Source organism: Pseudomonas sp. zjy_15, from assembly GCF_043101865.1.
Classification (GTDB): domain Bacteria; phylum Pseudomonadota; class Gammaproteobacteria; order Pseudomonadales; family Pseudomonadaceae; genus Aquipseudomonas; species Aquipseudomonas putida_Y.
On the sequence record NZ_JBICII010000105.1, the window covers coordinates 21,401 to 34,613 of the forward strand.

Annotated in this window: 13 protein-coding genes; 4 read left to right on the forward strand and 9 right to left on the reverse strand. The window is 63.5% G+C overall.

Annotation, left to right across the window (positions count from 1 at the left end):
- Positions 1-34 precede the first annotated feature (34 nt).
- The 3 genes from ACF8EF_RS19655 (at position 35) to ACF8EF_RS19665 (ending at position 4,451) form a co-directional block, all read left to right on the forward strand.
- Positions 35-787: a hypothetical protein gene (locus ACF8EF_RS19655; RefSeq protein WP_176684013.1), complete on the forward strand. Its 753-nt coding sequence runs from the start codon at positions 35-37 to the stop codon at positions 785-787.
- A gap of 46 nt (positions 788-833) precedes the next feature.
- Positions 834-2,114, forward strand: coding sequence for a hypothetical protein (locus tag ACF8EF_RS19660; RefSeq protein WP_176684014.1), 1,281 nt, complete (start codon positions 834-836; stop codon positions 2,112-2,114).
- 135 nt (positions 2,115-2,249) lie between these two features.
- Complete coding sequence (locus ACF8EF_RS19665) at positions 2,250-4,451, forward strand: LTA synthase family protein (RefSeq protein ID WP_392462362.1); 2,202 nt, start codon at positions 2,250-2,252, stop codon at positions 4,449-4,451.
- A gap of 533 nt (positions 4,452-4,984) precedes the next feature.
- On the opposite strand, the gene ureG is transcribed toward ACF8EF_RS19665, so the two are convergent.
- The 9 genes from ureG to xerC form a co-directional block, all read right to left on the reverse strand.
- Positions 4,985-5,608 (reverse strand): urease accessory protein UreG, encoded by a 624-nt coding sequence (gene ureG / locus ACF8EF_RS19670; protein WP_176684016.1) that lies wholly within the window; start codon positions 5,606-5,608, stop codon positions 4,985-4,987.
- An 11-nt stretch (positions 5,609-5,619) separates the two neighbouring features.
- On the reverse strand, positions 5,620-6,294 hold the full coding sequence (locus ACF8EF_RS19675) for an urease accessory protein UreF (RefSeq protein WP_176684017.1): 675 nt from the start codon (positions 6,292-6,294) through the stop codon (positions 5,620-5,622).
- On the reverse strand, positions 6,294-6,839 hold the full coding sequence (locus ACF8EF_RS19680; RefSeq protein WP_021782341.1) for a HupE/UreJ family protein: 546 nt from the start codon (positions 6,837-6,839) through the stop codon (positions 6,294-6,296). Before ACF8EF_RS19680 ends, ACF8EF_RS19675 begins: the two co-directional genes overlap by 1 nt.
- An 18-nt stretch (positions 6,840-6,857) precedes the next feature.
- Positions 6,858-7,361 (reverse strand): urease accessory protein UreE, encoded by a 504-nt coding sequence (gene ureE, locus ACF8EF_RS19685; RefSeq protein WP_021782340.1) that lies wholly within the window; start codon positions 7,359-7,361, stop codon positions 6,858-6,860.
- A 9-nt stretch (positions 7,362-7,370) separates the two neighbouring features.
- Entirely contained in the window at positions 7,371-9,074 is a 1,704-nt protein-coding gene (ureC, locus tag ACF8EF_RS19690; RefSeq protein WP_392462364.1) for an urease subunit alpha, read from the reverse strand.
- A complete protein-coding gene (locus ACF8EF_RS19695) occupies positions 9,071-9,388 on the reverse strand; it encodes an urease subunit beta (protein ID WP_010953752.1) in 318 nt (105 codons plus the stop codon). The genes ureC and ACF8EF_RS19695 overlap by 4 nt, the downstream gene beginning before the upstream one ends.
- A 19-nt stretch (positions 9,389-9,407) precedes the next feature.
- A complete protein-coding gene (locus tag ACF8EF_RS19700) occupies positions 9,408-9,710 on the reverse strand; it encodes an urease subunit gamma (protein WP_003253929.1) in 303 nt (100 codons plus the stop codon).
- A gap of 9 nt (positions 9,711-9,719) precedes the next feature.
- Positions 9,720-10,553: an urease accessory protein UreD gene (locus ACF8EF_RS19705; RefSeq protein WP_176684019.1), complete on the reverse strand. Its 834-nt coding sequence runs from the start codon at positions 10,551-10,553 to the stop codon at positions 9,720-9,722.
- Between the two features lie 278 nt (positions 10,554-10,831).
- On the reverse strand, positions 10,832-11,746 hold the full coding sequence (gene xerC / locus ACF8EF_RS19710) for a tyrosine recombinase XerC (protein ID WP_021782337.1): 915 nt from the start codon (positions 11,744-11,746) through the stop codon (positions 10,832-10,834).
- A 216-nt stretch (positions 11,747-11,962) separates the two neighbouring features.
- Here xerC and ACF8EF_RS19715 point away from each other — a divergent pair, with 216 nt between their 5' ends.
- On the forward strand, positions 11,963-13,144 hold the full coding sequence (locus ACF8EF_RS19715) for an NnrS family protein (RefSeq protein ID WP_392462367.1): 1,182 nt from the start codon (positions 11,963-11,965) through the stop codon (positions 13,142-13,144).
- The last annotated feature ends 69 nt before the right edge of the window (positions 13,145-13,213 follow it).

Genomic DNA, 13,213 nt, shown 5'->3' on the forward strand with positions numbered 1-13,213 from the left:
ATGACAAGGAGCATGATGCTCCAGGGAGCATTTCATGAAGACTTCATTGTGGTTGGCCATGGTCTGTCTGGCAGCCAGCCTGCCCAGTCACGCAGAGACATTCAAACCCATCGAACTGAAGGACCAGGAGCTGGCGAACCTGCGGGGCCGCTATGTGATGCCCGGACGAATCGTGAGCTTCGGTATCATCATGTCCAGCACCTGGCAAAATGCCAAAGGGGATGTGATCGGGGCAACGTCCACGCTGCAGGTTCAGCAATCGACCATCAAGCCCCAGTTCTATGTATCGATGATTGATAAAAAAGGCGCAGGTAAGGCGCCGAGCAGCGCTTCTGCTGCCGGGACTGGCGTGGTAACGGGCGGCAACGGCCTGACCACCACCGAAGGTGTGACCCAGGTGGTGCGTGCAGCCGGTGACAACAACGCCGCTTACAACAACGTCGATATCAACGTGACCAAAGCCAACCAGGCCCCCGCCGTACAACAGCACGGCCAGGTACTGGCCGCCGGCCAGACCCTGGTTGGGGAAAATGGCGCCGGCGCACTCAGTGTGTCTTCCAGCGGTGTGGGCGTGCAGCTCAACATCAATGCCAGCAACAACCAGGGCAGCAGCGTGCAACGCCTGGCCCAGGGTGGCCTGCTGCAGAATTCGACGCTGCTCGGCAACGGTAACCTGGTCAACAACGTCACCAGCCTGAACGTTGTCATGCGTGAGAGCGTGCCGACAGCGGCTTCGCTCAGCGGTAGCCTCGACCAGCTCAAAGGTCTTCGCACCTTCGGATACTGATCTACGCTCAGTCTCATCGAAAGTAGTTGGAAGGGACGGCAACTCCATGTACCGATCTTTTACGCTCAGAGCTTTTGTGTGCTTGACTGCCTTGGCCCCAGCCACAGCACTTTACGCAGCCGCTGACCCACAGGTCGAAGCGCTGAAACAGGAACTGACTGAACTCAAACGCCGCTATGAGGCACAGCAACAGGCACTGATGGTGCTGGAACAACGTGTACGCCAGGTCGAAGAGGCCCCTGCAGCAACGCAACCCAGACGCCTGGTCAAGTCTCCCGCCGAGGGGGTAAAAGGTGCGCAAACCGTTGCCTCTGGGGCACCGGGCACTTCAGGTAGCTCCTACGGTCAGGCACTGACGGCCGACTCCCAGCCGGCGCAAAGCGTTACCAACCTGTATGACGAAGCCAGCGGATTCTTTGGCGGGGGCAAGTTCAGCTTCGAAACCGGCCTCACCTATACCCATTACGATACCCGTGCGCTGACCCTCAATGGCTTTCTGGCACTGGACTCGATCTTCCTCGGCAGCATCAACCTCGACCGGATCAAGGCTGACAACTGGACCCTGGACATGACCGCGCGCTATAACCTGGCACAGCGCTGGCAGTTCGATATCAACGTCCCCGTGGTCTACCGCGAGTCCACCTACTCGTCTGGCGGTGCGGGAGGGGCCGGGGCAACCACCTCCGATGCCAGCGTGACCCGCGACCCGGAAATCGGCGATATCAACGTTGGGGTGGCCTATAAATTCCTCGACGAGGACGAAACCTGGCCGGACGCAGTGGCCACCCTGCGAATAAAGGCACCGACCGGCAAGGACCCCTATGGCATCAAACTGCGTGAGGTGGATGGCAACAACAACCTCGCGGTACCGGAAAGCCTACCGACTGGCAACGGCGTATGGTCGATCACACCGGGCATCTCGCTGGTCAAGACCTTCGACCCGGCTGTGCTGTTCGGCAGCCTGTCCTACACCTACAACATGCAAGACTCGTTCAGCGACATCAGTCCGCAGGTGAACAGCAAGGTGCCGGGTGACGTCAAGCTTGGTGACTCGTGGCAGATTGGCGGCGGCATCGCCTTTGCCCTGAACGAAAAGATGAGCATGTCGTTCTCGGTATCCGACCAGTTCGCCCGCAAGAGCAAGATCAAACCTGATGGCGGCGACTGGCAATCGATCTCCAACAGCGATTACAACGCGGCCAACTTCAACATCGGCATGACCTTCGCCGCCACCGACAACCTGACCATCGTGCCCAACCTGTCCATTGGTCTGACCGATGACGCACCGGACTTTTCTTTCAGCCTGAAATTCCCTTATTACTTCTGATAGTTGCCATCGGCCGGGGCTGTGCGAACGACCCCGGCTTTGGTTACCAACCTTGTAATCGACCGCCTTCCCTGCCCTGCCCTGTTATCATCAAGCACAGTTGCATGACGATTTAATGGCAAAAGGGAAGTTTTTGTGAAGAGCCTGTCCGACCACCCACGCACCCGGCTTACCGCTTTGGCGGCCCTGGTGTTGGTGATCCCACTGGGTACGCGCGCCATGCTGGGTTGGTCCAACCCGTTCGGTTACCTGTCAGACCTCGCCCTCGGCAGCCTGTTGATCGTGCTGCTACACCGCAGGCCGTGGTGGCTTGCGTTGCCCGTGCTGCTGGCCTGGGCGGCGCTGTGGGTGGCCTCGGCCGAACTGGTGAGCGCAGTGGGCCGACTGCCCACCAGCGCCGACCTGAACTACCTGGTAGACCCGCAGTTCATGGAGAATTCGACCGGTGGCAGCCTGGCCCATGCCTGGCTGCCCTGGGCTCTGGGTGGCGGCTTGCTGGCCTGGCTGGCCTTCGCATGGCGCAGCCGTGCACAGGCCAGCCAGCCACTGCCGCACAAGGCCTGGGCCATACCCGTACTGCTGTTTGGCACGCACTGGGGCAGCCAGCAGTTGCTACCTTCCGATGCCGACCAGTGGCGGCAATACAACCTCCCCCACCAGTTGATGTCTGCCGGGGTCGGTAACCTGCAACGCCAGGTCGAAGGCTGGATGGGCCGCACGCAAACCTTCACCCCGCTCGCCAGCAGCGGCCTGACTCAATCCGACCTGCATGGGCAAAGGCTGCTTGCCGGCCCGGGAAGCGCCCGCAACCTGCTGGTGATTACCATGGAAGGCATCCCGGGCGCCTACCTGCGGCCTAACCGCCAGGCGCTGAACAGCCGTTTCAATGAGGACTTGATGCCCAGGCTCAGCAAGTGGGCCGAGCGCGGCATGAACACCCCAGACTACGTGCTGCACACCCACCAGACCATCCGTGGCCTGTATGCGATGCTGTGCGGCGATTACGACAAGCTGGCCAATGGCACGCCCAAGGGCGTGGAACTGCTGACCCAGAACGCACGCAACCAGGCCTGCCTGCCGGCACAATTGCGCCAGGCCGGTTTCACCACCCACTACCTGCAAGGCGCGGGCCTGCGCTTCATGGCCAAAGACCGCATCATGCCGCACATCGGTTTCGATTCGGTGCATGGCCAGGAGTGGTTCAGCAACAAGAACTACCTGAACTTCCCATGGGGCAAGGATGACCGCGCTTTCTTCGAAGGCGCCCTGCGCTATGTCGGCCAGTTGCAGAAGCAGGACAAGCCTTGGATGCTGACGCTGCTCACCGTGGGCACCCACCAGCCCTATTCGGCGCCGGCCGAGTACCTCAAGCGCTACGACACAGCGAAACAGGCAGCGGTCGCCTATCTGGATGACGCGGTCGGGGCATTTCTTGACAACCTCGAGCGCCAGGGCGTCCTCAAGGACACACTGGTGGTGCTGACTTCCGACGAGTCCCACGGCATCGATGGCGTGCGCCTGGCCTCGTCCTGGGGTTTCAACCTTACCCTGGCGCCGGAGCAGGCCCAACTGCCAACCATCAAGCACGGCACTTACGGCCATATCGACCTGGCCACCTCGCTGCTCGACTACTTCGCACTGCCCATTCCTGTCGCGCTTGGCGGCCGCTCGTTGTACCGCGACTACGACAACGGCCGCGAAATGATCTCCTACACCAACGGCATGCTGCGCTACCACAACGGCCAGGGCCTGTTCACCGAATGTGACTTCCAGCAGCGCTGCCGGCGTTATGCCAGTGAAGGTTTCATCGCCGACCAGGCCCGCTACCTCGGTCCGGCCGACAGCCTGCTGGGCCAGCAGATCGGCGCCCTGGTCGGGGTGCTCGACCAATCCCTGCTGCAAACCCCGCTCAACCTGCGTTACCAGTTCGGCGGCCCTTCGCCGATCAAGTTGCGCAAGCGCATTCACGATGACTGGGCCGACAACCTGATTGGCGCCCAGTACCTGGAAATGCCTGGAGGCTCGCACACCCGCGTGCGGGTCAAGGTACGCTCGCTGGATCCCAAACGTGCGGCCTATATACGGCTCAAGGCCAAGCAGTTGGAACAGGACGTGCCGTTAGGCCTGCCAGAAGAGGTAAAGGTCACCGCCGACGCGCCCCTGGAGATGGAGTTCAGCTTCGACAACCCGACCGAGCGCAAGGCGTTTTCCTTCCATTTGCTGGGCTATGGCGGCGGCAAGGTAGAAGTCAGCGATTTCAGCGTGATCACCGCCCTGCCTGGCGAGGATGACGGCGCCGATGAACTGGCCGAGGGGCATATCGCCCACTCGGGATGAGCCGGTACCGCTCATCGAACGAGTACGCAAAAGGCTTAAGGCAGTTGGCTCTATAGCCAGCTTCTTGGCGTCCGTTGTCACGGGGCAGGCCCAACCCGCTCCTACGTCTGATCGGTGACGGACGCACACCTGGGGACACAGGCCATCGTAGGAGCGGGTTCACCCGCGAAAGGGCCGGGCCTGCTGGCCAATATTCCTGGTCATTCACCGTTGCCGCCGCCACCGTATTCGCGGGTAAACCCGCTCCTACGCCTGATCGGTGACGGGCGCACACCGGAGGGACACAGGCCATCGTAGGAGCGGGTTCACCCGCGAAAGGGCCGGGCCTGCTGGCCAATATCCCTGGCCGTTCACCGTTGCCGCCGCCACCGTATTCGCGGGTAAACCCGCTCCTACGCCTGATCGGTGACGGACGCACACCGGAGGGACACAGGCCATCGTAGGAGCGGGTTCACCCGCGAACACCGGCGGAGCCGGTGCCATCCACTGCGTTGGTTTCTTCGCGGGCATGAGCGCAAAGAGACCTCGATCTGTCAGGCTCGCACACCCAGCATACCGCGCTCGACGATAAAATCGATCACCGCCTGCAACCCCTCGCCCTTCTTCAGGTTGCTGAAGGTCCAGGGCCGCTGCGGCCGCATGCGCTGGGTGTCGCGCTCCATCACATCCAGTGAAGCCCCTACATAAGGCGCCAGATCGGTCTTGTTGATCACCAGAAAGTCAGACTTGGTAATGCCTGGGCCGCCCTTGCGCGGGATCTTCTCGCCCTCGGCCACGTCGATCACGTAGATGGTCAAGTCGGCCAGCTCCGGGCTGAACGTGGCGCTGAGGTTGTCACCGCCACTTTCCACGAAAATGACTTCGAGGTTACCGAACTTGCGCGCCAGCGCCTCGACCGCCGCCAGGTTCATCGACGCGTCTTCACGAATGGCCGTGTGCGGGCAGCCGCCGGTCTCCACACCGACGATGCGCTCCGGCTCAAGGGCGCCGGCCTCGGTGAGAATACGCTGGTCTTCCTTGGTATAGATGTCGTTGGTGACCACGGCAATCTGGTAGTGATCGCGCATGGCCTTGCACAGCGCTTCCAGCAGTGCGGTCTTGCCAGAGCCGACCGGGCCGCCGACACCGATGCGCAGGGGTTGTTGATAGCTTTGCATGAAGGCAGTCCTCAGGAACGGAACAAACGGGTGTATTGGGTTTCGTGACGCGATGAGGCGATGGCCAGCAGCGGCAGGCCGCCGCCGAGCTGGTCATCGCCCAGGGCCAGTGCCTGGTCCAGTGCAGCGGGCAAGTCGGCGCCGAGGTCGCGCAGCAAGGTCTGGGCAGCCTGCTGGCCGAACGGCACCAGCTTGACCCCGGCCATGACTGCGCCCTCCAGCCAGGCAAAGCCATGGCCCAAAGCCAGTTGGCGCAACGGGATGGCCCAGTGCGCGGCCAGCCAGGCCATGCCGCCCAACTGGGTCAGCTCAAGGCTGGTGCGCCAGGCCGGTGCCTGGCCCAGTTGCCAACCGTCGAGCAACCGCGCCAGCGCCGCGCCGCGCTGCTGTTCTTCCAGGCGCAACTCGGCGGTTTCGCGGTTGGCCAGCAAGAACCGGCTCCAGTGGTAGAACGCTTCGGCGTCCTCGGCCTGGCAGGCGTGGTACAGACGTGCCAATACTGGCCAGTCAAGGCAAGCCAAGGTGTCGTGAACCTGCTCACGCTGCCAGCTGGCAAAGCTGTCCACGCCGCGAACCCAGCCGGCCTCGACCGCCCACTCCAGGCCTTGCGAATAGGTGAAACCACCCACCGGCAAGCCGGGGCTGGCCAACTGCAGCAGGCGCAGCAGCGCCAGGTCGCTGTTCATCAACCGGCCAGCACCAGCGCGGCGCCGGCCAACAGGCCACCGCCAAAGGCCTTCTGCAGGCCGCTGTGGCGGCGCAGCAGGCAACCGATTGCAAAGCCTGCCGCCAGCAGCAAGCCGCTGACCGCGACAAACCCCGCGCTGAATTGCCAGAAAGCGCTCGGCGTAGCTTCCACACCATGGGCCCAGCCATGGAACAAGGCGAACACCGGCATGGCCATGGCCAGCAGCAACTGGCGGCTCGGCAGCAGCACCGCCCCGGCAGCCACCAGCAGCGAAACGGCAATCAGGGTCTCCATGCCCAGCACATCGCCGAACAGGTGACCGCACACGGCACCACCGAACATGGCCGCCAGGGTAGCCAGGGGCAACGTCAGGTTGCGCCGGGTCAACGCGGCGAGCACGCCGGTGCCCAGTAGCATCAGCAGGTGATCGAGCCCGGTCAGCGGGTGCAGCAGGCCGTCCTGCAGCGGGTTGCTGTCATGGCCTGGATGGGCGAAGGCTGGCAGTGCCAGCATCAACAGAAACAGGGCGAAAGTCTTTTTCATCGGTTGCTCCAGGGCAGTTCAGGAATGGGCAGGCAGGCGAACGAACGGGTGGTCGTGGCCATGGGCATGACTGTGGCTGTGGCCATGCGGTGCACTTTGGTAGGCACCCGCTTCAGGCTCGAACGGGGCCTGTTCGGCCTCTACCGTCAGGCCCAACCCCCGCAGCATGTCGTCCAGCACATGGTCGTGCTGGAAGCGCAGCAGGCCGGGTTCGATCTGCAGCGGCACATGGCGGTTACCCAAGTGGTAGGCGGCGCGGGCCAACAGGTGTGGATCGGTACAGCGCACCGTCGACACCGCTTCGGGCGCCGCCAACACGCGGATCAGCTGAGTGCCCTCGGCATCGGCCAGTAATTCACCTCCGCGCAGCAGGTGACCGCGCTCCAGCATCAGCCCGGCTTCGCGGCCATCGTCCAGAGTTACTCGCAGGCGGCTTTTGATACGGCTGTCCACATCAAGGGTCACAGTGCCACTGACAACCCGCGTGCCGGGTTCGGAGATACGGCGGTTCAAGACAATCATGGGTGCTCCTCAGAACAGGAAATAGCGCTGGGCCAGCGGCAGTTCGCTGGCCGGTTCGCAGACCAGCAGCTCGCCATCGGCACGCACCTGATAGGTCTGCGCATCGACTTCGATCAGCGGCTGCAGGGTGTTGTGGACCATGTCCGGCTTGCGAACCCGCCGGCAGCCGTTGACCACGCCAATCAGGCTGCGCAGGTTCAGCTCCTCGGCCAGCCCGCGGTCCATTGCCGCCTGAGGCAGGAATGTCATGCGTGTGGCATGCCGCGCCGCACCCAGCGCGCCGAACATCGGCCGATAGTGCACCGGCTGGGGCGTGGGGATGGAGCCGTTGATGTCGCCCATTGGCGCGGTAACGATCATCCCGCCCTTTAGCACCAGGGCCGGCTTGACCGCAAAGAACGCTGGCGACCACAGCACCAGGTCGGCCAGCTTGCCGACCTCCACCGAACCCACCTCGTGACCGATGCCATGGGTCAATGCCGGATTGATGGTGTACTTGGCGATGTAACGTTTGACCCGGAAGTTGTCGCTGTAAGGGGTGTCTGGTGCCAGCGGCCCGCGGCGCAACTTCATCTGGTGCGCCACCTGCCAGGTGCGCAGCACCACCTCACCAACCCGGCCCATGGCCTGGGAGTCGGACGAGGTCATGGCAAAGGCGCCCATGTCGTGAAGGATGTCCTCGGCAGCGATGGTTTCGCGGCGAATGCGTGACTCGGCAAAGGCCACGTCCTCGGCGATGCTCGGGTCCAGGTGGTGACAGACCATGAGCATGTCCAGGTGCTCGTCCACGGTGTTGATCGTGTAAGGCAGGGTCGGGTTGGTCGAGGATGGCAGCACGTTTGCCTGCCCCGCCGCACGGATGATGTCCGGGGCATGGCCGCCACCGGCTCCTTCGGTATGGAAGGTGTGGATGGTGCGGTCGCCGATGGCCGCCAACGTGTCTTCGATACAGCCCGACTCGTTGAGGGTGTCGGTGTGAATCGCCACCTGGATATCCATTTCCTCGGCCACGCCCAGGCAGCAGTCGATGGCCGCTGGCGTAGAGCCCCAGTCTTCATGCAGTTTGAGCCCGACAGCACCTGCGGCAATCTGCTCGCGCAGCGCTTCAGGCTGCGAGGCATTGCCCTTGCCGAGCAATCCGATGTTGATCGGCAAGCTGTCGGCAGCCTGCAGCATGCGCGCAAGGTACCAAGGCCCGGGCGTGCAGGTGGTGGCATTGGTGCCGGTGGCCGGCCCGGTTCCGCCGCCGATGAACGTGGTGACACCGCTGTTCAATGCCTCGTCCACCTGTTGCGGGCAAATGAAGTGGATATGCGAATCGACACCTCCGGCGGTGACGATCTTGCCCTCGGCCGCAATCACCTCGGTCCCTGGCCCGACCGGCACGTTCACGCCCGGCTGCACATCGGGGTTGCCGGCCTTGCCGATCAGCGCGATGCGTCCATGCTTGATGCCGATGTCGGCTTTGACGATGCCCCAGTAGTCGATGATCAGCGCATTGGTCAATACCAGGTCCATGGCCTCGGCCGCCAGCATCTGGCCCTGCCCCATGCCATCGCGAATGACCTTGCCGCCGCCGAACTTCACCTCTTCGCCGTAGATGGTGAAGTCTTTCTCGACCTCCACCCACAACGCAGTGTCGGCCAGGCGCACGCGGTCGCCAACCGTGGGCCCGAACATGTCGGCATAGGCCTGACGGGAAATACGGCTCATGCCCTGCCCTCCAGCGCGCCCATCACCTTGCCCTGAAAACCATAGACCTCACGCTTGCCGGCGTAAGCCACCAGTTGCACGGTACGCGCCTGACCCGGCTCGAAGCGCACGGCAGTGCCGGCCGGAATGTCCAGGCGAAAGCCCAGGGTGGGCGCACGGTCGAACACCAGCGCGTCGTTGACCTCGTAGAAGTGGTAGTGCGAGCCGACCTGCACCGGCCGATCGCCATGGTTGGCCACGCTGACGCTGACCGTTTCTCGGCCACTGTTCAACTCGATGTCGCCCGCGGCGACCTGGATTTCACCTGGGATCATGCAACGCTCCTTGGCGGTTTCAGACGATGGGGTCATGCACGGTCACCAACTTGGTGCCATCCGGGAAGGTCGCTTCGACCTGCACGTCGTGAAGCATTTCAGCGATACCGGGCATCACCTGCTCACGGGTCAGCACTTCGCGCCCCAGGCTCATCAGTTCGGCGACTGTGCGGCCATCGCGGGCGCCTTCGAGCACTGCGGCGCTGATCAGCGCCACGGCCTCCGGGTAGTTGAGCTTCAGGCCACGGGCCAGACGCCGCTCCGCCAGCAGCGCGGCAGTGAACAGCAGCAGTTTGTCTTTCTCTCTCGGGGTAAGCTCCATGGCGCTCTCTCAGGTAGCCCAGATACGCGGCGGGCAGGCGGGCAGGCCGAGGATGGCCGGACGCAGCACATGCCAGAGGCGTTGCAGGGTGCGTTGCAGGTGTTGGTTGTCATGGTCGAGCAGGCGGATCACCAGCAACGACCCGAGCAGGGTCGCACCGGCCGGGTTGCCCAGTTCATCGAGTAGCGGGCGAACCTGCTCCAGCACGGCCTGATCGGCCGGTGCGGCACAGAAAGTGGCGAGTAGCGGATGCCCACCCAGCTTGTCCAGGTGCCCGCCCTCGAGACGCAGGCGCTCATGCAGGCCAACCTCGTCAGGCAGTACGATGTGCAAAAGGCTGTCGAGGGCGCCGTGGTCGAAACGCTCGTGCATGACCGGGCGGCCCAGGCACAGGGTTTCCCAAGCCAACAGGCGGGCGCCCGGCTCAAGGGTAAAACGGCTGGCGAGGCTGGCGCGGGCGCCGGAGAAGAAGATGCTGTCCTGCGGCAGCCACTCCAGGGTGCTGCCCGCGGCCAGGTGAAAGCGCTGGGCCAACCGCGCGGTCGGGCCGATGCTGCGATAGAACTTGCTGGCGCCGGGCATGGTCAGCAGCGCATGGCTACCCGGCTCCAGGTGAATATCCAGTTCCAGGCGGTCGCCGGCGACGATGCCGCCCGGCGGGTGCAAGACATAGACATGGCACGGCGCACCCTCCGGATAGAAAGGCCGCTGCACCAAAAGAGGTCCAAAATGCTTCCACGCACCAAGGCGGGTCACGCTGTCACGCTGCACAAAGCGCAACTGCAGGTGAGCACTCCAGCCTGCATCGTCTTGTTGTTGTTCGATCTGCTCCGCGAGCGACATCCTGCGGCCCCTGAAATCCGTGGCCTGCTGGCCGTTTAGAGGGTCCGGCGCGGGCGCCTGCCAGCGCGCACGGCCTGACCACTCGATCAAATTCGCAGGCTGGATATAGCAGGTTGCGGGCCAACTCCGCAGGTGAAGGATGATGAAACTTATGCTGCGGCCGCTCTGGCATCGGGCATACGGGGGGATGGCGCACAAAGCGGGGGCGTGCGCCAGCCCTGTTTCGGTGCCGGCACCCGTGAAAATGGGGCAGCTTTGCAGCCCCTAAAGATCAGACCTCAGTAATCGAAGCGGTCAACGGCACGCCGACGCTCATTGTCATCACGCCGGTCATAGATGGCCGTGGTCTGGATATTGGCATGGTGCGCCAGCTTCTGCGCAATCGACAGGTCGTGCTCTTCGATCACCCGGGTGATGAATGCACGGCGAAAATCGTGCGGCATGATCTTCACTCCCACCTGCGCACCGCGCTGGCGAGCAATGTAGTAGATCGCATGCTTGGTAATGCGCGCACGGGTAATGTGGCTGCCGCGACGGATGCGGTTGAACAAAAACGGGTCATCCTCCGCCCCGGCAGGCAGGTCCTGGCGGCGCAGTTCAAGCCACGCCTGCAGCTTCTCGAACGCCCACGGCGGTGCATACTTGACCAACTGGTGATTGCCCTTGCCCACTACCTGCAGGCTGCGCGCCTCGAAGTCGACCTGGTCGAGGTCGATGTCGACCGACTCCGACTTGCGCATGCCGGTGCCGTACAGCAAGGCAATGATCGCCGCATCACGTACCCCCTGTGGCCGCGGGTCGGCTGCGCACACATCCATCAGCTCGCGGATCAGGCTGCGGCGCAGGTTGCGCCCTGGCGGCAGACGGGAGCCTGTGGCCGGCTTGACCTCGCGAATGCGCAACAGCTGCTCGTGGTCGATCAGGCCCTGACGCCAGGCCTCGTTCATCACCCCGCGAATCGCGTTGACGTACAGCGACGAGCTGTTGGGCGCGTAGCCATCAGCACGCAGGGCAGCCACCAGTGCAATCACATGGCCCGGCTCGAGCCGATGCCAAGGCACATCGACGATGTTGCAGTCGACGAAACCTAGCCGGTCGGCGGCGTCCTGAAGAATGTAGCGCATGGTTTGCTGGCTGGATGGGGCCAGACGGGCCATGTACTGCAGCAGCGGATTTTTCGAGAGGTCGGACAAAGCGTGAATCCTGTAGCGAAGCGTCAGCCGGCACTGAACCAGGCGAACCCTGAAGCAAGTCAAAACGACATACAAGCCAGTCCGAATGACTGCAAAACGCACGTGTCATTCGGACCCTGAGAAGTGCCATCACCTTGATATTCAAGGGCTTTGCAAACTGGCACGGATCGTGATCTTACCCCAATTGAGGCCTACTGAACGAACCAAGGACCGCCCATGCTCTTGCAACCCACTGCTTCACGCCCGCGCCAAGCCGTCTGGGGTTTGGGTTTTCGCCCGTTCTTCCTGGGTGGCAGTTTGTTTGCGCTGATTGCCCTGCTGTTGTGGGCCGGCGTACTGGCCGGGGCCCTGGCCCCTGCACCGCCCGGCGGTATGCTCGCCTGGCACCGCCACGAGATGCTTTACGGCTTCGCCACCGCCGTTATCGCGGGTTTTCTGCTGACCGCCGTACAGAGCTGGAGCGGCATCCCGGGCTTGAGCGGGCGGGCGCTGCAGGGCTTGTTCCTGCTTTGGCTGCTGGGCCGGGTGAGCTGGTTTCTGCCACTACCGGGTAGCGTGCTGGTACTGGTCGAGGGCAGCTTCCTGCCATTGGTGGCACTGACCCTGGCACGACCGATCGTGCAACGGCGCCTGCGCAACAACTACCCTATCGTCGTACTGGTGCTGTTGATTGCCGCCTGCCAGTGGTTGACCTTGGCCGGCTGGTTACACCAGGACGAACGGTGGCAGCGTCGCGGTATATTTGCCGGGCTGTGGCTGATGACGGCGATGATGACCGTGCTCGGCGGCCGGGTCATTCCGTTCTTTACCCGCCGCGGCCTGGGTAACCTTGGCGCAGCCCCTGCCCGTCCCTGGCTGGACCGTGCCTGTCTGTTGCTCAGCGTGGCAGTACCGCTGGCGTTCGCCACCGGCCTGGCCGATACACCACAAGCAAGTCTGGCGGTGCTGTTTTTCGCCTTGTTCGCGCTGCACGCGACCCGACTGGTGCTGTGGCACGACCGTGGCCTGTGGCGCGTACCGTTGCTGTGGTCGCTGCACCTGGCCTACGCCTGGATCGCCCTGGCCTGCCTGGGCATGGCGCTGTGGCACAGCGGGGTGGCCCTGAGCCCGAGCCTGGTGACCCACGCGCTAACCGTTGGCGCCATGACCGGGCTGATCCTGGCCATGATGGCGCGGGTCAGCCTGGGCCACACCGGCAGGCCATTGCAGGTACCGACCAGCATTGCCTGGGCCTTTGCCCTGATGCAACTGGCGACCCTGACCCGGGTGATTCTGCCGCTGTTCACATCGCTGGGGGTAAGCGTTTCTACACTGTGCTGGAGCCTGGCGCTGTTGCTGTTCCTGCGCCATTACCTGCCGATCCTGCTGCGGCCCCGGGCAGATGGAATGCCCGGTTGACGCGGCTGGGCCGCCTTGCAGCGGTGTGCCAGCATGAGTGGATTGGTCACCCTCCCGATTGCAGCTGAT